The sequence below is a fragment of the Erythrobacter sp. NFXS35 genome (assembly GCF_040148725.1).
GTDB lineage: Bacteria > Pseudomonadota > Alphaproteobacteria > Sphingomonadales > Sphingomonadaceae > Erythrobacter.
Window position 1 is genome coordinate 1 of sequence record NZ_JAGDEB010000002.1, and the last position, 20,898, is coordinate 20,898.

The following is a 20,898-nucleotide window of genomic DNA, read 5'->3' on the forward strand; positions in this document are numbered from 1 at the left end:
AAGATCAGGGAGGAACTTGGCTACGCCGACGTAGTCGATGAGAAGCTATCGATGATCCAGCTCGCCTCTTCAGTTGCAGGCTGAGCTACGGTCGCGCCATAGCCGACCTTCTGGAATCCACCCACTTACGGCCATGAGCGGAGCCGGTGGGCGGACCCGAAAGCTGCCGGGCAGCTTCATTGGGTTTCTCGCCAGCAGCCGACATTCAGCAACCGGACCCATAACCGCCATTCGGGATCGAGCGCGGAACTGCGCCGGGTTGATCATTCGCAAGGGATTTGGAACAGATAGGTAGCAAGCGTCGTTAAAACCCAGGGACCGCCGCCACAGCAGCTTCCGTGGAGAACGACGTGCACTTTCGCTCTGAAGGCCAAGGCAAGCCGCTTCTGCTGGTGCACGGCATTGGTAGCAGCAGCCGCGTGTGGCTGCCCTTTCTGCCGCCGCTGGCAAGCGACCGCACTATCATTGCCGTCGACCTTCCGGGCCACGGCCAATCGCCAGCACGGCAAGAGGACGCAACGTTTTCCGGTCTGGTCACGAGCCTTGAAGCCTTTCTTGAAGCACAAGGTTTGAATGGCGTGGATATGGTTGGCTTCTCGCTTGGAGGCCGGCTCGTGCTTGAGCTGGCTCGCCGCGGTCGTGCGGGTTCAGTTGTGGCTCTCAGCCCCGGGGGATTTTGGGCCGGGTGGGAACGCACTTATCTCAAGTGGACACTCCTTTCATCTGTCTCCGCGTTGCGGCTGCTTAGAGGTTTCGTACCGCGACTTGCCCACAATGCCGTCACCCGCTCGGCGGTTCTGGCGCAATTGTCGGCGCGGCCCTGGACACTGGATGGGGACGAAGTGGAAGCGGAGTTGCTCAGCTTTGCCTCCCCATCACACGTTCCGGCCCTCGTCAGGGATCTCGCTGCGGCTTCGATGCAGGAAGGGCCCGCTGCACCCGCGACGCCGCAGGTCACGATTGCCTGGGGGCGACATGATCGCCTCTGCTTTCCCGTGCAGGCGCAGCGCGCGAAAGCAGCGTTCCCGGGCGCGAGCTTTCATTGGTTCGATGATAGCGGCCATTACTTGATCTGGGACGAGCCGGAGCATGCTTTGAATGTCATTCGGCAGGGGATAAAGGCGGTCGGCACTCGCTGACGCAACAAATCTCCTTCCGGCGACCCGCCATGGCTCCACCAAATCCGTCTCGTTACCGATCAGCAGGCGCAGACGAGCAGATGAATGAAGGCTTGGCCGGTTCAGGTGTGTAGAAGGCCGCCTTCCACCAGCTTCCCGGCATAGAGGCCATCAACCTGACCTCCCGCAAACTGCCGCACAGGTGTGCGCTGTTCGTGGCCGCCGCCGGGTCTGCCCCTCAGGAATGACGGCTAGGCGTTCAGCGTGTTGATCGCTGCGTGCACCCGCGCCTCGATCTCCTCGCGGGGCAGGCCTGCGGGGATCGTCTCGCCGACCTTGTAGGTGATCCGGCCCGGCCGCTTCACCACATGATGATAGGCCCGCCCGCTATCCACCGCGATCGGCACCACCGGCAGGCGCAGCAGCTTGTACAGCCCTGCGAAACCCGCCTGCAGCCCCGGCTGCGCGCCGTGCTCAACGCGGGTGCCTTCGGGAAAGATGATCAGCGGGCGGCCCTCGGCCACGCGCTGCTTGGCCAAGGCCAGCATCTGCCGCAGGGTCTTGGCCCCGTCCCCCCGCGCCACCGGGATCAGGCCATAGATGCGCGCCGAACGGCCCCAGCCGGGGATGCCGAACAGCTCCTGCTTGGCGAATACCGACGGGAAAGCGAACAGCCGCGGGGTATCGATCGCCTCGAAGAAGCTTTCATGCTTCATCGCGATCAGCACCGGCATGTCGGGGACCGCGCCGTCCATCACCACCTCGATGCCGAGCAGATGGCGCACGCACCACAGGTGCCACTGCCCCCAGCGCGCCACGACCCCGCGCAGCCACGCCTTGCGCGCGACGACCGCCACCACCGATGCGACCACCAGCAGCGCGCTGCCGCCATAGAACAGCACGTAGAACACAAGGCTGCGCAGCGCGGCGAGGAGCAGGCTCAAAGGTCGGCCAGTCCCGCCGCCCGGCTGGCGAGCAGCTTGTGATATTCGAGGAACAGCGTGCCGAACGGCGGCTGCGATGGCACGGCATCGCGGATCACCGTGACATGATCGGGCAGCGTCCGGTCAAGCTCGCCCGCAGCGCGGCGCATGTGCCAGTCGGTCGTGACCAGGCGCAAGGATCGCACCTCGTTCTGCGCCACCCACTTGGCGGTCTCGGCCGCGTTGGAGCGGGTATCGACCGCCGCAAACCCGAGCGTGACGCAGCATTCCATCTGTTCGGGTTCGACCCCGAATTGCGCTGCAAATTCGCCGGACTTCACTTCGAGATCGACCCCGCTGACCAGCATCTTGCCCGCGAGCCCCGTATCGAGCACCTCCAGCCCGCGCGCGATCCGGCCCGCCCCGCCAGTGGGCACGATCACCGCATCGGTCACTGCGGCGTCGGTCGCCGCCGGACGCGGCAGCGCGACCACGAACCACAGGAAGCCGATCACCCAGATCAGGAACAGCACGGAAAGGATACGGCGGATCATCGCGGCCCTAAAGCATGTTGCGAAGGGCAAGTGCAATGGTCATGCGTGCGGTCGCCAGTGCCAGCAGCACACCGCCCAGCGGCACAGCCGCAATCACCAGCCAATCGCGCACACCCAGCCCGCCGCCTCGCGTCATCCCGGCATCGAGCGCTGCGAATTGCTGGCCGAGCAGCCATACCGCCCCCAGCCCGAACGCGGTGCCAAGAATTGCCCCGAAGGCCGCCTCGCGCAGCACTGTCGCCAGAAATGTGCGGGTGATCTGCCGGTCGGTGCCGCCCAGCAGGTGGATGATCTCCACCGTTTCGCGGTGCTGGGCCAGCGAATTGCGCGATGCCAGCCACACCGCCGCCGCAGTCGCCAGCGCGATCAGCGCGATCAGGCCCAGCGCCAGCCATTGCAGCGCAGCCAGCGCGCGGTAGACCGGACGCAGCCAATCGCCCTGCGCATCGACCCGTGCATCGGGCACGGCGCCCGCCAGCGCGGTTTCGATCGCCGCGATCTCTGCGGGCGAGGCACGCCGCACCAGTTCGACATCGATCAGCGCCGGGATCGGCACATCGCCGCTGGTCGCCGCCGTGCCGAGCCACGGTTCGAGCAGCGCGGCAAGCTCGCTTTGCGGCACCAGCCTGACCGACCGGACCAGGTCCATGCCCTGCAGCACCGCCACGGCAGCCTGTCCGCGCTGGTCGCGCAGATCGGGGTTCGGCTCGATCACCTGAACGGTCACCGCCAAAGCGAGATCGGCGCGGGCGGTCTCGGCAAGATTGCGCAGCGCAAGGCCGCCTGCGGCAGCGATCACCACCAGCGCGATCAGGATTGCGATCACCCACGGGATTAGCCCGCCCATGCGCGCCTGCGGCAACAGCCGTGCGGCGCGCGGCGGGGGGGACATCGCCGCGGGCGCATCATCGGGCGCATCTGGCAGCGGCGGCACACTCACAATGCGCGCTCCGGCCCGGCAGCCGGGCGCGGCGGATAACGCAGCGCCCCGGTGGGGTCGGACAATTCGCCCTTGTTCAGCCGCATGATCAGCGAATCCGGCACTTTCTTGAGCAGGTGGACATCATGGGTCGCCACCACCACGGTCGTCCCCACGCGGTTGTTCAGCGCCTCGAACAGGCGCAGCAGTTTCAGCGCCATGTCGGGATCGACGTTGCCGGTCGGTTCGTCCGCGATCAGCATGCGCGGCCGAGCGATCACGGCGCGGGCAATGGCGACGCGCTGCTGCTCGCCGCCGGAAAGCGTGGCCGGGATCGCCTGCCCGCGATGCGCGAGGCCCACCCATTCCAGCATGTCGGAAACCGCCTTCACCACCCGCGCCTCGGGCGCTCCGGCCAGCCGCAGCGGCAGCGCGACATTGTCGAAGGCGGTCAGGTGCGGGACCAGCCGGAAGTTCTGGAACACCACGCCCAGCCGCTGCCGCAGATCGGGCAGGCGTTCGCGCGGCATGGTCATCAGATCCTGGCCGAACATCCGGATCGCCCCGCGTGAAGGCCGCTGGGCGAGGTAGAGCAGTTTGAGCAGGCTGGTCTTGCCCGCCCCGCTCGCTCCGGTCAGAAAGTAGAAGCTGCCGGGGAAAAACGTGAAGCTGAGATTGCTCAGCACCTCGGGATCGGTGCCGTAACGCAGCCCGACATTGTCGAATTTCACGATTTCGGTGCTGCGATCGTTCATCGCTCGCACCTAACAGGGGTGCCGGACGGGGGGAAGTCGGACATGGTCTTATGACCTATAGTGGCCCCGCAATGTGGAAAAAAGCACCGAATCGACGCAGTTCAGCTTGCTTGCTCTTGTGCGCGCTAGTCCGAAGACTATGCCGAATACTGCAATGATTATCGCCTGCCCCGCCTGCAATACCCGCTACGCGGTGCCAGATGCTGCCATCGGCAGCGAAGGCCGAACCGTGCGCTGCGCCAAATGCAAGCACAGCTGGTTTCAGGATTCGCCCGAACTGGAGCTGACCACGCCGGTCGCACCGTCCGCGCCGGAACGTGATGCACAGCCCGGGCCCGAAGCGACCGTAGCGGTGGATTCCCCCGCCGCTGTACCGAGTTCGGAAGACACCGGCCCTTCGATCAACCGTTGGCGCACAAGCGATCGTCCCGATGCGGCGCCCCCAACCGAACCAGAATCGACCATGGCCGCGCGGGCGCTGCGCCGGGGCCTCGCCCAGCGCGGGCAGGACGATCAGCAGCCCGCGCCTGCGCCTGCGCCCTTCTCCGGGCCGCCCCCGGCAGAGGCCGCCAATCCGCGTTTCGACGAACCGGAACCCCCGTTCGAGGAAGATGCTGGGGAGGATGACGACGCGGTATCGCAATTCGATTACCGCGCCCCCTTCACGCGGCGGCGCAACACGCTGCGGATATGGACCATTGCGGCGGTGATCTTCGCCCTGCTTGCGGGCGGCACTGCGGTTGCCGTCAATTATTACGGCCTACCCGAATGGGCGCCGTTCGATCGCCCGACTTTCGGGATCGGCGAGCCCGGACTCGAACTCGATTTCCCCAAGGAAAATCAGCGTAGCGAGACGCTGGAAAACGGTGAGAAGATCTTCCGCGTGCGCGGCACCATCAGCAATGTGGCGCGCGATACGCTGGCGGTTCCCAATCTGCTGGTGGTGTTCAGCGACACGCGCGAGCGCAAGGTCGGCGACTGGGTGGTGGTGCCCGCAAAGCGCGAACTCGCGCCGGGCGAAAGCGTGAATGTCACCGAGGCAATTGCCAATATTCCCCCGGGCGCTGCCGTCGCCGATCTCGGCTGGGCGCCGCGCTGAAACGCGGGCGGGCGGCTTTTTCACCGCCAGCCCGGCATCGCTCCTCAAAGAGCTTGCGCGGGGCAGAGGCCCTTGCTAGTGGCCCGCTCCTACCGCGGGGCCAGCCATTCGCTGCCCCGACAAACCCGAGTGCGGTCGTGGCGGAACTGGTAGACGCGCAACGTTGAGGTCGTTGTGGGCGAAAGCCCGTGGAAGTTCGAGTCTTCTCGACCGCACCACATATCGGGTTCCTGCAAGGCAAGGATTGCTCCCGAGATTTGCCGGGCCTGATCCGGCACTGCGGGATCGATACCCGGCCCGCGCCTGCCTTGGCCGTGCGCAGATGGCGCGCAGGGCGTCGTCGGAGGCAAAGTCTGCCCTTCCCCCTCCGGTAGAAGGCGGTGCACGGCATTATCACGTGCTTAACCCGATGCACTTTATGGATTCCATCCAATCATCAAGGCAGGTGGTTTGCCGCCTTCAGCGCAGCGGGTGCGAAACGGATATGGACAAGGCTGCGACAACTGCACAGCTCCATGACCCGCCGGAACAGGCGGGGCCGGAATTGCGCGCCGCGCCGCGGTTCACGCTGCTGATCCGGGCCGCTAAACTGGTGTCGGCCCAGGGCGAATTCGTCTGCGTGATCCGCGACGTATCCGAAACCGGCGTCAGCGTGCGGCTGTTCCATGGACTGCCCAGCTGCAAGCAATTCGAACTGCACATGCCCGCTGGCGGCGCGTACCTGATCAACCGGGTATGGAACCGCGACAACGAGGCGGGCTTTGCCTTTGCCGACAGCGTCGATGTCGCCAAACTGATCCACGAATCAGCCGAATACCCCAAGCGCGGTTTGCGGCTGGGCCTGTGCTTTCCGGTCAAGATCAGCACGCTGACGCAGACTTGCGAAGCGGTGGTGGAGAACCTGTCCCAGCAAGGCGCGCGGTTCGAATGCCCTGCGCTACTGGCAATCGACCAGACCGTGCGGATAGAGGCGCCCGATGCGTCGGGCGCGATGCGCGAAGTGCGCGCCAAGGTGCGCTGGCGGCGCGAGCAGAATTACGGCGTGGTGTTCGACGATACGTTCGCGCTGGGCGAATTCGCGCGGTTGGCAGCGCGGCTTCAGGCGCCGGCGCTGCTGGAAGGCTGAAAGCCGCTAATCACGCCGGCACGAATTTCAGCGCCGCCCCGTTGATGCAGTGCCGCTTGCCGGTGGGCTTCGGCCCGTCCCCGAAGATATGGCCCAGATGCCCGCCGCAATCCGCACAATGCACTTCGGTGCGGGGATAGCCGATCTTGTAATCGGTGCTGGTGCCCACGGCGCCTTTGTCGATTGCTTGCCAGAAGCTGGGCCAGCCGGTGCCGCTGTCGTATTTGTGCGCCGAGGCATAGACCCGGTTGCCGCAGCCCGCGCACACGAAGGTGCCCCTGCGCTTTTCCTTGTCCAGCGGCGAAGTGTAGGCGCGCTCGGTTCCGGCCTGCCGGAGCACGTAGAACTGGTCCCTGGTCAGAACCTTGCGCCATTCGGCCTCGGTCTTGCTGACAGGGTAGGATTTCGCCTGGGCTTCGGACGCGCCGCAGGACGCGACCAGCGGCATGGCCACGCCGATCCCGGCGGCGGCAAGAATGGTGCGGCGGTGAAACGGGCGGGTGAGCATCGGGCGTTGTTCCATCATCAGGGTATAGACTGGCTCCCCTGAATACGTCCGAAACGGCCCGGAAGTTTCACGTCCGCGTGATTGCCCGGCTCAGAACTCGGTGATCTCGACCTCGAGTTTGCGGAAGCCATGGACGAAATTGGCCCGCACCCGTTCGACATCGCCCGCGACATGCACCCGCATCCGGCGCTTGTGCATTTCCTCCAGCAGCACCTTCAGCTGCAATTCGGCGAGCCGCGCACCGACACAGCGGTGAATGCCGTAACCGAAGGCGAGATGCCGCCGCGCGTTGTCGCGTGTGATGTCGAGCTTGTCGGCATTGTCGAACACGTCCTCGTCGCGGTTGGCGCTGAGATACCACAGCACCACCTTGTCGCCTTTTTTGATGGTCTGGCCGAACACCTCGGTATCCTCGGTGCAGGTGCGGCGCATATGTGCGAGCGGGGTCTGCATCCGCAGGCATTCCTGCACCGCGTTGGGGATGAGGTCAGGCTGTTCCTCGAACAGTTTTCGCTGATCGGGGAACTTGTCCATGGCGTGGATGATGCCGCTCATGGTGTTGCGGGTGGTGTCGTTCCCGCCGACGATCAGCAGCACCAGATTGCCCATGAATTCTTCCGGCCGCATCTGGTTCATCGCGGGCGAGTGGAGCATCATCGAGATGAGATCATTGCCCGGCTCCTTGTCCATTGTGCGCTCGACCCACAGCGACTGGAAATAGGCCCCCATTTCCTGGAGGAAGCCCCAGCGGGTTTCATCAAGCGAACGCACGGTGGCGAGTTCGGTATCGCCCGCCCAATCGGACCACAGGGTCAACAGGCGGCGGTCTTCCCACGGAAATCCGAACAGGATCGCCAGCATTCCGGTGGTCAGTTCGATCGAGACATTCTCCACCCAGTCGAAGGTCTGGCCGCGCGGCAGGCGGTCGAGCACTTCGCCGGTGCGGGTGCGGATTTCGGCCTCCATGTCGACCACCGCGCTGGGCGTGAACTTGGGCGCGACAGTGCGGCGCTGGCCGGTGTGTTGCGGGCGGTCCATCGCGATGAACATCGGCAGTTCGCGGGTGTCGACCCCGGCGGCTTCGGCCTCTTCCTCGGTCAGCCGGTTGAGGATCGTGATGCCGCCATATTCCCAGCTCGACGAGAAGACCTCGGGCAGCGCCTCGATATGCTGGATCGCCTTGTGGCCCACCACTGCCCAATAGGGTCCGAACGGGCTTTCGGGGATCCAGTGCAGCGGCCCGGCGGCGCGCATTTCGGCAAAGACCGGCTGCCAGGTGTCCTCGAAATAGATGTCAGAGCGACTGACGTCCCAAGGATGGGTATGCGTGACGCGTTCTTCCGGGTGGGCCGCGAAATGGGCCTTCAGCGCATCGTAAGCGGTCGGTTCGCGGCGCACCTGTGGGCGCTGCGGGGCGGCGATGGTGGCCATGTCTCTCTCCCGTCCGGCGACCTCCTTGGCGGGCCGCATCGTCCGAGTCGCATCCTGCCTTGGCTGACAGCTATGTCAATAGTGGGTTGCGAATTGGAACCTATTCCGCTGGTTCGCGCAACGGCCCTCGCGTCCACCACCGGCGTCCGCGCGGCGCGCGCCCGGCATTGCCCGATTTCATTACCCGCTTGCGGAACAGGCGCGAACCGCCCTTGACCAGCGCCAGCACCGCCAGCGCCTGCCATGCCAGCGCGGCGGCGTGCACCCACAGGCTTTCCTCCATCGCCGCGCGCGCCAGCATGGCGAAGGGCGACGACAGCGGGAAGATCACCGCCGCCAGTTCCAGCCCCGAACCCGGCTGCTTGATCGTGTAGGCGGCAAGGAAGAACACCATCAACTGCATCATGGTGACCGGCATCGACAGCGTCTGCACTTCGCGCACCGTGTTGGCCATCGCCCCGATCGTCAGGAACAGCGCACCAAGCAGCAGATAGGCCATCGCGAAATAGATGACGCCCAGCACCAGGAACAGCGGCCAGCCGACAGCCGGCGCAGGCAGGCGGGTGATGTCGAAGCCGGTGCTGCCGGTGAGCGCATCGCTGCCGATGCTCCACAACCCGAAGCCCGCCAGCCCCCACACCGCGATGCCGACGAAGGACACACCGAGCATCGCGAACAGCTTGCCCATGAACACCGCATCCATCGGGATCGCGGCGGCAAGAATTTCGATGATCTTGTTGGCCTTTTCCTCGACCAGGTTGGACAGCACCATCCCGGCCAGCAGCATCGTCAGCAGGAACAGCACCATCTGCGCGATTTGCGCGGTCTGGATCCGGCTGGAGCGTTCGGCGGCGGCGCTGGTGGTAACGACTTCGCTGACGACCTGCGGAAACACGCTCGGTTCGGTCTTCAGCGCCTGTTCGGCGATCAGCCCGACCGGGCCTTGCCAGCGGGCCAATTGGCCTTCGGTGCCGACCAGTTCGGGGCGGGCCGGGGTGCCGCTGACGATCGCGGCGTAATTGCCGCGCCGCGATTCGAGGAAAGCACGCGCATCGAACGCGGGCTCGGTCGCCGCCTCGGGCACTGGGCGCAAATTCGGCAGCGCGCCGCCCAATTGCGGGGCAAGCCGCGCGGCCGAGGCCAGCATCGCGGCGTTATCCTGCGCATCCATGGCAAGGCCGATCTCGACATTCACCGCATCGCGCTGCACCTCACCGCCGATCGCTCCGGCGAGCCCGCCGACGAGCACCGGGAACAGCGGCCCGATCAGGAAGAACAGGAAAGCGCGGCTCAGCAACACGGCGAGGAAATCGCGGCGGGCGATCACCCATGCGGCTTCGAGCGAGGAGAGGCGCGGGCGGATCGTGTCGGCGGGGTTCATGCGCGGGCACCCTCTGCTGCATCGGCTTCAAGCTGGCGGGCGGCAGCCTCACCTGCGATGGCGACGAAGGCATCGTGCAGCCCGGCCCGCTCGATCGAGAGCGACAGGATGCCTGCCTCGCCTTCGATCAATTGCCGCAGCAGCGGTTCGACGCCGCTTTCGGGCAGCGGAAACTGCAGGAAATCGCCGTTGCGGCGGGTGTCGGCAGGCAGCGCGGCAAGCCACGCCCCTTCGCGCGCCCGCGTTTCCAGCCGCACCTGCGCCGGAATCCGGTCCCGCGCGGCCTCGACACTTCCGGCATAAGGCACCTTGCCCCCGGCGATGATCGCCACGCCTTCGCACAGGCGTTCGGCATGGTGGATCACGTGGGTGGAGAAGATCACCGTCACGCCTTCGTCGGCGAGCGCGCGGATCATCACTTCCAGCTTGCCCTGATTGATCGCGTCGAGCCCGGAAAACGGCTCGTCGAGCACCACCAGCTGCGGCCGGTGCACCAGCGTGCCGAGCAGCTGGACGGTCTGCGCCATGCCTTTGGAAAGCTGACGGATCTGGCGGTTCGCGGCATGGCCCAGCCCGTGTCGTTCCAGCAGTTCGACCGCCCGCACGCGCCCTTCCTTCAGCGTCAATCCGCGCAAAGCGCCCATGAAGGCAATCGCCTCCACCGCCTTCATCGAAGGATACAGCCCGCGTTCTTCGGGCAGATAGCCGATCAAGCGGCCGATATCATGCGGACGGTCATGCCCGAACACCCGGCGCACGCCCTCGTCGGGATCGATGATCCCCAGCAGCATCCGCAGCGTCGTCGTCTTGCCCGCGCCGTTGGGACCGAGTATGCCGTAGATCGCGCCCTCGGGTATCGATATATCCACCCCGTCGACCGCGCGCGTTCCGTCAAAACTCTTGACCAGTCCGCGGGCTTCGATTGCGAGCGGGCGGGTATCTGCGGGAACGGCGCTGAAGCCATCCGCGTGATTGCCCGATAATGAGTGATCGCTTACCGCCATGTCCATGGCTTACGCGGTTAGTGCGCAGGATTAAACGGGAGCCTCTCCAAACATGGTTAACGCCCCGGCAAGGTCTGACCTGCCCGCAGATCTCAACGCGCGGATTGCCGAGCAGGCGCGTGCGCTGGGCTTTGCCGCCTGCGGGTTCGCCAGCGCAGCCGAAGACCCTGTGCGCGCTGCGCGGCTGGAGACCTGGCTGGGCGAGGGCCACCACGGCAGCATGGAATGGATGGCAGCGCGGGCCGATCAACGCCGCTCGCCCCAAGACCTGTGGCCCGAAGCGCGCAGCGTGATCGCGCTGGGCATGAGCTACGCCCCGGCGCACGATCCGCTGGCGCTGGAGGCGGCGCCGGACCGCGCACGCATATCGGTCTATGCGCAAGGCAAGGATTATCACGACGTCGTGAAAAAGCGGCTGAAGGCGCTCGCCCGCTGGCTGGTGGCCGAAGTGCCGGGGACGGAAGTGAAGGTTTTCGTCGACACTGCGCCGGTGATGGAAAAACCGCTGGGCGAGGCGGCGGGGATCGGCTGGCAGGGCAAGCACACCAACCTCGTCAGCCCCGACCATGGAAGCTGGCTGTTTCTCGGCGCGATCTACACGACTCTGGAGCTCGGGCTCGACCTCGCCCCGGCCGAACCTCACCGCGACCAATGCGGGTCTTGCCGCGCGTGTCTCGATGCCTGCCCGACCGATGCTTTCCCCGCGCCCTACCGCTTGGATGCGCGGCGCTGCATTTCCTATCTCACCATCGAACACAAGGGACCGGTCGCCGAGGAATTCCGCGAGGCGCTGGGCAATCGCATCTATGGCTGCGACGATTGCCTGGCGGTGTGTCCGTGGAACAAGTTCGCATCAGAAGCGCAGGCTATCGCTGACTTCCTCCCCCGCGCAGAACTGGTCGCGCCGCGTCTGGCGGAGTTGCTGGCGCTGGACGATGCCGGGTTCCGGGCGCTGTTTTCCGGATCGCCGATCAAGCGGATCGGGCGCGACCGGTTAGTGCGCAACTGCCTTTATGCGGCGGGCAATAGTGGCGATGCGGGGCTGATCCCGCAGGTCGCGGCGCTGACGGACGATCCCGATCCGGTGGTGGCCGACGCCGCACGGTGGGCGCTGGCGCGGCTTACCTCATGTCCTTGATCGGCACTTCGGGATCGGCCAGCAGCGCCGGATCGATCCGGCTCGCCCCGCCTTCGAGCATTTTACGCGCCTGCACATAATCCTTCATGGTGTTCACGCAGTCGAAGGCGATCGGCTTGCCGTCCCTCAGATACACCACGGTGAACTTGCGGGTTTCGGGATCGCCGCGCAGCACGGTTGCGTCGAAGCCGAGGCTGAGGCCCGCGGTTTGCAATTTGAGGTCATACTGGTTCGACCAGAACCACGGCAGCGCGTTGTAAGGCTCTTTCTCGCCCATGATCGCCTTCGCCACGGTGCCCGCCATGTCGTGCGCGTTCTGCACCGATTCGAGCCGGATCACCGCGTTATCGGCGTAAGGGTTCACGTGCGCGGCGCAGTCGCCGATGGCATAGATATCATCCAGTGTGGTGCGGCAGACGAAATCCACGTCCACGCCGTTGGACCCGGCGGCCCCGGCGGCAATCAGCGGCGCAACCGCAGGAACGATGCCGATGCCTGCCACCACCATGTCGCAGGCGATCTCCTCGCCGCTTTCCAATGCGACGCCGGTGACATGGCCCGCATCCTCGCCCAGCACAGCGCGCACGCCGGTTTCAAGCCGCACGTCGACACCTTGCCTGCGGTGTTCGGAGGCGAAGAAATCCGACATTTCCTCACCCGCGACCCGTGCGAGCAGGCGTGGCAGCATTTCGACCAGCGTAACCTCGCAGCCGAGCTTGCGCAGCACCGCTGCCGCTTCCAGCCCGATATAGCCGCCGCCGATCACCACGGCGCGCTTTGCCCCGCTTGCCAGCGCGGCCATCATCGCATCGGCATCAGCCTTGTCGCGGACATAGAACACACCCGGGAGCACCGCGCCCGGCACCGGCAACCGGCGCGGATCGCCGCCGCCCGACCAGATCAGCTTGCGATAGGTGACGCTGCTGCCGTCAGTCAGGGACAGCCGGTGCGCAGCCGCATCGATCTTCGACACCGCCGCCCCCAGCTTGAGATCGATGCCCTTGTCAGCCCAGAACCTCTCCGGCCGGATCATGATCCGATCGAACCCCTTGTCACCGGCGAGATATTCCTTCGACAGCGGCGGTCGTTCGTAGGGCGGTGCAGCGTCGCGCCCGATCATCAGGATCGAACCTTCGTGCCCCTGCTGACGCAAGGCGATCGCCGCCTGCGCGCCGCCGTGGCCGGTGCCGACGATCACCACGTCGGCGTGCAGCGGCGATTGGGGGGAAGATGATGTTGCCATGGCCTCGTTATGTCCGTTCTGCGTTTTGCGGCCATTGACTTGCCGCAAACGCACGCCGGGTCAACCTGCCGACATCGTCAGCCATTACCGTTCGAGCAAATTCCGCGCCTGACTGGCGATCTGGGCGAGCATTGCCGGTCTGACGGGGGGGCGCGACTGCGCCCGGGCGATCATTGACCGGAACTGCGCCACGGCCTGACTATTGCGCACCGCCCACTCCTCGACCGCAGCCGGCGGGTCGTCCTTGCCGGTCTTGCGCCGCATCAGCCGCCGCAGGAATTCCAGCCGCATCTGCTGGAAATCGCGGGCGAGGCCCGACACCAGCAACCTGTCCCACACGTCGGAAGGCGACATGTGCGCAGCGATGCCCTGCGCCCAGTCCAGCCCCAGCCGCCCGCCGATCCCGGCAAAGGCATGGGTCAGCAGCTTGGCATCAATCCCGGTCTCCAGCGCCAGCTTCGACAGCCCCACCGCCCCGTCGAAATCGAACAGGTTGGCGACCCGCGCCGCCAGCGCATCGGGCGATCCTGCAGCAACGAAGCTGGCACGCAGTTCGCGTGACCGCGCGCGCGGCTCGGCGGCGAGCAGTTCCTCGCGGGCATCGGCGAGCACGGCCACGCCCGATCCCAGTTCGGCCACCATCGTCCCGGCGGCCACCTTGCCCGCTGCCGTCCGCAGCACGTCGGACATGAGATTGCCCACCGCAGCGGCCAGCCGGTCAAACAGCGCAAGCCGTGCGGCTTCGGGGATTTGCGCTGCGTCCAGTTCGCGCCACAGCGGGTCGAGCCCGAACAATCGCTCGGTCACGACGAACGCCGCAGCGACATCGGCAAGGCCCACGCCTTCTTCCTCGGCCAGTTCGAACGGATGCACCATGCCCAGCCGGTTGACGATGCGGTTGGACAGGCTGGTTGCGATCATCTCGCGCCGCAACCGGTGGCCCCGTATCTGCGCAGCGTAGTTCTTGCGCATCGCCGAAGGGAAGCGCGCCAGCAGCACCGGTTCGAGCACTGCATCATCGACCAGCCCGCTCGCCTCGATCGCGTCCTGCAAGGCCAGCTTGGCCGAGGATAGCAGCACCGCCAGTTCGGGCCGGGTCAGCCCCTGCCCGTCAGCCGCGCGGCGCAGCAAGGCCTCGCCATCGGCCAGCCCTTCGGTGCGGCGGTCGAAATCGCTGATTTCCTCCAGCCGCTCGATCAGCCGGACATAGGCCGGCGTCGCCCCCGCTCCGCCCGCTTCGGCGATCGACAGCGCCAGCGCTTGCAGGCGGTTGTCCTCCAGCACGATGGCGGCGACCTCGTCGGTCATCGCGGCCAGCAGCGTGTTGCGCTTCTTCTCGGTCAGCTTGCCATCGCGCATGGCAGCGGCCAGCGCGATCTTGATATTGACCTCGTTGTCGGAACAATCGACCCCGGCGGAATTGTCGATGAAGTCGGTGTTGATCCGGCCGCCCGAACCATCGCCCCCTTTGAGCGAGAACGCGATGCGCCCCGCCTGCGTCACGCCCAGATTGGCGCCCTCGCCGATCACCCGCGCGCGCACCTCGTCCGCGTCGACACGCAGGGCATCATTGGCCGGATCGCCGACCTGTATATGGTTTTCCTGCGGCGCCTTCACATAGGTGCCGATCCCGCCGAACCACATCAGGTCGACAGGGGCGCGCAGAATCGCGGAAATCAGCGCATCGGGCTCGATCTCCTTTTCCGCGATGCCCAGCAGTTCACGCGCCTGCTTGGGCAGCTTGATGCGTTTGGACGCGCGCGAGAACACCCCACCGCCCTTGGAAATCAGGCTAGCGTCGTAATCCTCCCAGCTCGACCGGGGCAGCTCGAACAGACGCTTGCGTTCCTTCCAGCTGGTCATCGGGTCGGGCGCAGGGTCGATGAAGATGTGGCGGTGGTCGAACGCCGCGACCAGCTTCAGCGTCTTGGACAGCAGCATCCCGTTGCCGAACACATCGCCCGACATATCGCCGCAGCCTGCCACCGTGACGGAGTCCGACTGCACATCGATCCCCATCTCGCGGAAATGGCGCTGGACGCTGACCCACGCGCCGCGCGCGGTGATGCCCATTGCCTTGTGGTCATATCCGTTCGATCCGCCGCTCGCGAAGGCATCGTCGAGCCAGAAGTCGCGGCTTTGCGCGATCCCGTTGGCGATGTCGGAGAAGGTCGCAGTGCCCTTGTCGGCGGCGACCACGAAATAGGGGTCTTCCCCGTCGCGCACCTGCACGCAGGTCGGATGCACCACTCGGCCATCGACGATATTGTCGGTGATCGACAGCAAGGTGCGGATGAACACCTCGTAACTGGCGCGCCCTTCGGCGGCCCAGCCTTCGCGGTCCAATGCGGGCGAGGGCAGCTGCTTGGGATAGAACCCGCCCTTCGCGCCCGTCGGCACGATCACCGCGTTCTTGACCCGCTGGGCCTTCATCAGGCCGAGCACTTCGGTGCGGAAATCGTCGCGCCGGTCGGACCAGCGAAGCCCGCCGCGCGCCACCGCGCCCGAGCGCAGGTGGATACCCTCGACCCGGCGCGAATAGACGAAGATTTCGCGCCACGGCAGTGGCTTGGGCAGGCCGGGCACACAATGGCTGTCGATCTTGAAGGCCAGCGCTTCGGCGGCAGCGGGTGCAAAGGCGTTGGTCCGCAGGATCGCGTCGATCACCGCACGATAGCGCCGCAGCAGCCGGTCATCATTGATCGCGGTGACTTTGGACAGGCCGCGGGCATAGGCGCCCTGCGCAGCGGCGATTGCTTCCTCGCGGTCGCCGATGAAGGCCGGATCGTGGCGCGCGGCGAACAGATCGATCATCGCGCGCGTCGCCTGCGGGGCCGCCACCAGTGCATCGACCACGGTGTAGATGGTGTAGCTGACCCCGGTCTGGCGCAGATAGCGATAGATTGCGCGCAGCCAGTTTGCGCTGCGCGGGGCGAGCCCGGTGGCAGCGACCAGCCGGTTGAACGGATCGTCCTCGGCTGCGGCGTTGAGCACGTCGGCCATGGCCTGCTCAATCAGCCCCGCCCGGTCGAGCAGCGCGGCCGCATCCATCCCGGCAGGGACGGTCAGGATGAAATCGTGGATCGACCCCAATGCAGGATCGGTCAACAAGGTCGGCAGTTCGGCGTCGACCCGAAAGCCGAAATTCTCCAGCGCCGGAACGGCATCGGACAAGGCCAACCCGCCGCGCCCGCAATAGATCTTGAGCCGCAGACTATCGGCGGCATCGCTGCCGAGACGGTAGAGCCGTGTCGCGCGGTCAGGCCGGGCGGCGGCGGCGGGATCCTCGCTCTCGGTCAGCGCCAGTGTGCGCAGCCGCCCGATGTCACGCGCGGCCTCGGCCGCACCGTAGGCTAGACGATAGGCGGTCGGGAAGGCGGGGGCATAGCGAGCGGCGATGGCGGCGGCGCGGCCTGTGTCTTCGCCATGGGCCAGATGGGTCGCGACCGCCTCGTTCCAGCCGCGCAGCAGATCGACCAACTGCGCTTCGATTTTCGCCGGATCGGCCAGACTGTCGCAGCCGCGCACATCGATTAGAAACCGCAGCAGCGCCAGCGTGCTGCCTTCGACTTCGAGGCTCCAGTCGAGCAACCCCGCACCCGGCGCGTCCAGCAGCATCGCCTGAATCTGCATCCGGACATCGGTGGAAAGCTGATCACGCGGCAGCCAGACGAAGGCGAAGACGTGCCGCTCCAGCGTCGATTGCACCATCACCACACGCGGGCGCGGACGGTCGATCAGCGCCATCTTGGTGGTGGCGAGTTCCGTCACCCGCGTCCGCCCGAAGGCGATCAGCAGGTCGTTGGGCAGGCTGGTGAAGGCATGCACCAGCGCCTTGCCATTATGTCCCGCGCGGTCGAAGCCGAGCTTGCCGGTCAGTTCGGCCAGCGTCTGGCGCAGCACCGGGACTTCGCTGGGGCGGGCGCTCAACGCGGCACTGGTCCACAATCCGGCATGGATCGAAAGCGCGGTGACCTTCCCCCGATCGTCGCGCAGCGGCACGATGAACAGGTCGAGCGGGCTGACACGGTGAACGCGGGACTGCACGTTGGACTTGATCACCAGCAGTGTGCGCGGGTTGCCGGCGGCATCTTCGCCGTCGAACCATTCGAACGCCCGCGCAATCGAGGCTTCGGCCAGCAATTCGCGCGCAGAACCGCGGCAGATACCGAGCACCGCCTCCTCGCGTCCGTCGCGGTGGCGGGTGAGATGGCCGAGCTGGGTCAGCATCCCGCCATTGAGCCAGCCGAGCAGCGCGGCCGCCTCCTGATCGTGCGCGGCGGCAAGCGCAGCGTCCGTGGTCATGGCGGCCTGCATCAGCGGCCAATCGGCGACGGCGGCATGCACATCGGCCAGGGTCGCCTGCAGGGCTTCGCGCAATTCGCGGCGCTGGCGGGCGTCGACCCGCGGGGTTTCGACATAGATCAGCGATTCGTTCGATCCGGGTGCGGCGGTGCCGCCAGTCACCGTCCCGCCGGGCTTGCCGATCGCGGCAATCGCGCCGTCCGCGTCGCGCGTGACCGCCACCACCGGGTGCAGCAGCCGGTCGATCGCCAGCCCCTGCGCGGCGATGGTGGACGCGACCGAATCGACCAGAAACGGCATATCGTCATTGATTACCGCGATGCGCAGGCGGCGTCGTTCGCCGCTGGCCGATGCGATCTGCACCATCGGCGCGCTGGTCGGGCGGGTGTGTGCGGCGGCAAGCAGATAATCCGCCGCCTCGCTCAAGGCCGCCTTTTCGAACGGGCCATCGCCCGGCAGCAGCGAAGCTTGGAGATGCGCCTGAAGCGCAGTCTGCAACTTGTGTTCCGGCGTTTTGCCAGCGGTCTTCGGTCCCATCAGCGGCTCCCGCCATCCTGCTTTTCCGGCATTGATATCGAGCAATAATATTATGTCGGGTTGTTGTTATCGTGTTCGGCGCGATACGCCTTTCCCCCCACCCCGCGCAAGCGCGATGATAACCCGATATTATCCGGCCAGCGCGTTTTCGCAGGCGTCCAGCGTAAGTTCGAGCGAGCGAATGCGCGCCGCCGGGTCATAGGTTGCGCCGCACAGCATGATCTCGTCGGCGCCGGTGCGCTGGACGAACTCGGCGATGGATTGGCGCACCTGCGCGGGCGTGCCGACTGCCGCCGCTTGTCCCAGATGGGCGAGCATCGCCTGCGCTGGAGCAGGCAGGGTATCGCTGTAATCCGCCACCGGCGGCGGCAGCTTGCCGGGATTGCCGGTGCGCAGCCGCACGAAGCTTTGCTGCTGGCTCGATGCAAGCAGGCGGGCATCGGCCTCGGTATCGGCCGCGAACACGTTCATCGCCACCATCACATTCGGTTTATCCAGCGCAGCGGACGGCTGGAAATCGCGGCGGTAAACCGCCAGCGCCGCGTCGAGGTGATCGGGCGCGAAGTGCGCGGCGAAGGCGTAGGGCAGGCCCAGCTTGGCGGCCAATTGCGCGCCGAACAGGCTCGACCCCAGCATCCACAATTCCACCTGCGCGCCCAGCCCCGGCGTGGCGTGGATCGGCAGGTCGATGTCGCCGGTCAGCAAGGCGCGCAGTTCGACCACGTCCTGCGGGAAGTATTCGGCGGCCTGGTTGAGATTCTTGCGCAGCGCGCGCTGCAATTCCGGCCCGGCGCCGGGAGCGCGGCCCAGCCCCAGATCGATCCGGCCGGGAAACAGCGCGTCCAGCGTGCCAAATTGTTCGGCGATCTGGAACGGGGTGTGATTGGGCAGCATGATCCCGCCCGAACCGATGCGGATGCGGCTGGTGGCATTGCCGATGTGGGCCAGCACGACCGATGTCGCCCCGCCCGCGATCCCGTCCATCGCGTGATGTTCCGCCACCCAGAACCGCTTGGCTCCCGCAGCTTCGGCGGCGCGGGCGAGATCGGTGGCGGCGGCGAACGCCTCGGCCAGTGTCCCGCCCTCGCGTACGGGCACCAGATCGAGCACGGCAAAATCGGTCATCAGCGCGGCTCCGGTTGGGATTGAGTTTCGGGTTCCGGCGCAGGCGCAGGCGCAGGTACAGATTCCGGCGCCGTTTCCAGCGGGGAGAGCTGAGCGAGATAATCCCGCGCCGTCGCAGCGACCGGGCTTTCGGGTGCAAGGTCGATCACCGATTGCCAGCTTTGCCGCGCGGCGTCCTCGCGCCCCGCCAGCACCGCGATGACCCCCGCCTCCAGTCCGATTTCAGGATTGGTCGGCGCGAGCCCTGCCGCCTGTTCGATCGCGGCTTGCGCCTCCGCCAGCCGTTCAAGCCGCCGCAGCAACGTCGCCTTGAGCAGCCAGCCTTCGCTGCGGTCGGGTGCCAGCGTGGTCGCGGTATCGAGCGCCGCCAGCGCCTCGTCACCGCGGCCCAGCGTCACCAGCACACGCGCGCGGTCGATCGCGGCCAGCGCCTGCATCGGCGCGGATTGCGCAGCGCGCGCATCATCCGCCGCCTGCCCCAGCAGATCGAGCGCGCCTTCCGCATCCCCGCTCGCCAAGGCCGCATTGCCGGCCATCAACGCGAACCGGGCGCGGGTGCGCGCTTCATCTGCGGGCGTCTCGGCGCGCGCGGAGATAAAGGCGGCGCGGGCATCGTCCCACAGGCCCAGCTCGGTCGCCGCCGTGCCGAGGCAGTGATTGGCCAGCACGCGGTCAGGCCCGGTGGTCTCGCTGCGGCGGATCTGCGCGGTGGTGTGCGCGCGGGCCGGGTCGCTCGCCAACTGGTCGAGACAGGATACCAGCCACGCGCTGGTGGGGTTGAGCATTTCGGGTTCGGCGGGTTCCTCGGCAGCGGGACGCGGCGGACGGTCGCGCACCAGATCATCGCCCTGCATCCCCCCGCCCGTAGGATCGGGGCCGACCTGTAGCAGCATGGCGAGAAGCAGGGACATATTGCGGTCTATCCGTAAAATCCGGCCACAACGGCCTTGAGCAGTTCGATGTCGGCGGGGCGCGACAGGCGGTGATCGCCGTCCTCTATCAGGCTCACCTGTACGTCGTCCGAACGCAGCGCCTGTTTGAGGCGCAGGCTGACCTCCCACGGCACATCGTCATCGCACTTCCCGTGGAGCAGGTGCACCGGGCAGGCGAGGTCGATTTCACCCTCCAGCCGAACATGGCATTCGGCATCGGCAAAAAACTTCGCATAGGTTGGCGTCGGTTCGGGGCCGTAGGGGTTCGGCTCGAACACGGTCTCGCCCGCCGCCAGCTGCGCACGCTGGGCTTCGGTGTAGCCCCAGCGGGTGAAATCGGGTGCGGGCGCGATGCCGATCATGCCTGCCAGCCGACCACCCATTCGCTCGGCCACCAGCAGCATCAGCCAGCCGCCCATCGACGAACCCACCAGCAGCACGGGCCCGAACGCATAGCTTTCGATCAGCGCCAGCACCTCGTCCCGCCAGCGCGACAGCGTGCCGTCGGCGAAGTCCCCGGCACTCTGTCCGCAGCCCGAATAATCCATCAGCAGGCAGGCGCGGCCTTTCGCCTGGGCCTCGGCGAACAGCGCGGTCGCCTTGCTGCCATCCATGTCGGACATGTAGCCGGGCAGGAACACCAGCGGCGGACCGGTCCCATGGGTGTAGCGGAAGGCGATGCGGCGGCCATCGTACAGCGTGTGATGCATAACTTCGCTCATGCCGCCCACCATGCCTTGCGAAAGCGGGCCTGTGCAAGCACTGTCACAGCACCGCAACGGTTCAGGGATAAGCGCGCA

The 20,898-nt window shown here is 66.4% G+C and carries 17 protein-coding genes and 1 tRNA gene; 5 read left to right on the forward strand and 13 right to left on the reverse strand.

Annotation, left to right across the window (positions count from 1 at the left end; genetic code table 11):
• Nucleotides 1-338: 338 nt before the first annotated feature.
• A complete protein-coding gene (locus J3454_RS07530) occupies nucleotides 339-1,139 on the forward strand; it encodes an alpha/beta fold hydrolase (protein WP_349513158.1) in 801 nt (266 codons plus the stop codon).
• 230 nt (nucleotides 1,140-1,369) lie between these two features.
• Here the strand turns inward: J3454_RS07530 and J3454_RS07535 are convergent, their stop codons facing one another.
• The 4 genes from J3454_RS07535 to ftsE are packed head-to-tail and all read right to left on the reverse strand — an operon-like array spanning nucleotide 1,370 to nucleotide 4,269.
• On the reverse strand, nucleotides 1,370-2,056 hold the full coding sequence (locus J3454_RS07535) for a lysophospholipid acyltransferase family protein (protein ID WP_502878587.1): 687 nt from the start codon (nucleotides 2,054-2,056) through the stop codon (nucleotides 1,370-1,372).
• A 2-nt stretch (nucleotides 2,057-2,058) separates the two neighbouring features.
• Nucleotides 2,059-2,595 (reverse strand): YdcF family protein, encoded by a 537-nt coding sequence (locus J3454_RS07540; RefSeq protein ID WP_349513160.1) that lies wholly within the window; start codon nucleotides 2,593-2,595, stop codon nucleotides 2,059-2,061.
• A gap of 7 nt (nucleotides 2,596-2,602) precedes the next feature.
• Nucleotides 2,603-3,535 carry a cell division protein FtsX gene (locus J3454_RS07545; RefSeq protein WP_349513161.1) on the reverse strand — a complete coding sequence of 311 codons (933 nt, stop codon included), beginning with the start codon at nucleotides 3,533-3,535 and terminating at the stop codon, nucleotides 2,603-2,605.
• Nucleotides 3,532-4,269 carry a cell division ATP-binding protein FtsE gene (gene ftsE, locus J3454_RS07550; RefSeq protein WP_349513162.1) on the reverse strand — a complete coding sequence of 246 codons (738 nt, stop codon included), beginning with the start codon at nucleotides 4,267-4,269 and terminating at the stop codon, nucleotides 3,532-3,534. The genes J3454_RS07545 and ftsE overlap by 4 nt, the downstream gene beginning before the upstream one ends.
• A gap of 139 nt (nucleotides 4,270-4,408) precedes the next feature.
• Between ftsE and J3454_RS07555 the strand changes: the two genes are divergently transcribed.
• The 3 genes from J3454_RS07555 (at nucleotide 4,409) to J3454_RS07565 (ending at nucleotide 6,494) form a co-directional block, all read left to right on the forward strand.
• The gene (locus J3454_RS07555; protein ID WP_349513163.1) at nucleotides 4,409-5,368 is read left to right on the forward strand and encodes a zinc-ribbon domain-containing protein; all 960 of its coding nucleotides are present in this window, start codon (nucleotides 4,409-4,411) and stop codon (nucleotides 5,366-5,368) included.
• 131 nt (nucleotides 5,369-5,499) lie between these two features.
• Nucleotides 5,500-5,586, forward strand: a tRNA-Leu gene (locus J3454_RS07560).
• A gap of 266 nt (nucleotides 5,587-5,852) precedes the next feature.
• Nucleotides 5,853-6,494 carry a PilZ domain-containing protein gene (locus J3454_RS07565; protein ID WP_349513164.1) on the forward strand — a complete coding sequence of 214 codons (642 nt, stop codon included), beginning with the start codon at nucleotides 5,853-5,855 and terminating at the stop codon, nucleotides 6,492-6,494.
• Nucleotides 6,495-6,504: 10 nt separating this feature from the next.
• Here the strand turns inward: J3454_RS07565 and msrB are convergent, their stop codons facing one another.
• The 4 genes from msrB to J3454_RS07585 form a co-directional block, all read right to left on the reverse strand.
• Nucleotides 6,505-7,020 carry a peptide-methionine (R)-S-oxide reductase MsrB gene (gene msrB, locus J3454_RS07570; RefSeq protein ID WP_349513165.1) on the reverse strand — a complete coding sequence of 172 codons (516 nt, stop codon included), beginning with the start codon at nucleotides 7,018-7,020 and terminating at the stop codon, nucleotides 6,505-6,507.
• 72 nt (nucleotides 7,021-7,092) lie between these two features.
• Nucleotides 7,093-8,433: a cytochrome P450 gene (locus J3454_RS07575; RefSeq protein WP_349513166.1), complete on the reverse strand. Its 1,341-nt coding sequence runs from the start codon at nucleotides 8,431-8,433 to the stop codon at nucleotides 7,093-7,095.
• Between the two features lie 100 nt (nucleotides 8,434-8,533).
• The gene (locus tag J3454_RS07580; RefSeq protein ID WP_349513167.1) at nucleotides 8,534-9,814 is read right to left on the reverse strand and encodes an ABC transporter permease; all 1,281 of its coding nucleotides are present in this window, start codon (nucleotides 9,812-9,814) and stop codon (nucleotides 8,534-8,536) included.
• Nucleotides 9,811-10,824: an ABC transporter ATP-binding protein gene (locus J3454_RS07585; protein ID WP_349513168.1), complete on the reverse strand. Its 1,014-nt coding sequence runs from the start codon at nucleotides 10,822-10,824 to the stop codon at nucleotides 9,811-9,813. Before J3454_RS07585 ends, J3454_RS07580 begins: the two co-directional genes overlap by 4 nt.
• A 46-nt stretch (nucleotides 10,825-10,870) precedes the next feature.
• Here J3454_RS07585 and queG point away from each other — a divergent pair, with 46 nt between their 5' ends.
• Nucleotides 10,871-11,956, forward strand: a complete 1,086-nt coding sequence (gene queG / locus J3454_RS07590) for a tRNA epoxyqueuosine(34) reductase QueG (RefSeq protein WP_349513169.1) — start codon at nucleotides 10,871-10,873, stop codon at nucleotides 11,954-11,956.
• Here the strand turns inward: queG and J3454_RS07595 are convergent.
• The 5 genes from J3454_RS07595 to J3454_RS07615 all read right to left on the reverse strand — a co-directional run bounded on the left by J3454_RS07595 (nucleotide 11,940) and on the right by J3454_RS07615 (nucleotide 20,820).
• Entirely contained in the window at nucleotides 11,940-13,199 is a 1,260-nt protein-coding gene (locus tag J3454_RS07595; RefSeq protein ID WP_349513170.1) for an NAD(P)/FAD-dependent oxidoreductase, read from the reverse strand. The genes queG and J3454_RS07595 overlap by 17 nt on opposite strands.
• Nucleotides 13,200-13,283: 84 nt before the next feature.
• Nucleotides 13,284-18,041 carry an NAD-glutamate dehydrogenase gene (locus J3454_RS07600; protein WP_349513171.1) on the reverse strand — a complete coding sequence of 1,586 codons (4,758 nt, stop codon included), beginning with the start codon at nucleotides 18,039-18,041 and terminating at the stop codon, nucleotides 13,284-13,286.
• 129 nt (nucleotides 18,042-18,170) lie between these two features.
• Nucleotides 18,171-19,166, reverse strand: a complete 996-nt coding sequence (locus J3454_RS07605) for an LLM class flavin-dependent oxidoreductase (protein WP_349513172.1) — start codon at nucleotides 19,164-19,166, stop codon at nucleotides 18,171-18,173.
• Nucleotides 19,166-20,077, reverse strand: coding sequence for a tetratricopeptide repeat protein (locus J3454_RS07610; protein ID WP_349513173.1), 912 nt, complete (start codon nucleotides 20,075-20,077; stop codon nucleotides 19,166-19,168). The genes J3454_RS07605 and J3454_RS07610 overlap by 1 nt, the downstream gene beginning before the upstream one ends.
• A gap of 8 nt (nucleotides 20,078-20,085) precedes the next feature.
• A complete protein-coding gene (locus J3454_RS07615) occupies nucleotides 20,086-20,820 on the reverse strand; it encodes an alpha/beta fold hydrolase (RefSeq protein WP_349513174.1) in 735 nt (244 codons plus the stop codon).
• Nucleotides 20,821-20,898 lie beyond the last annotated feature (78 nt).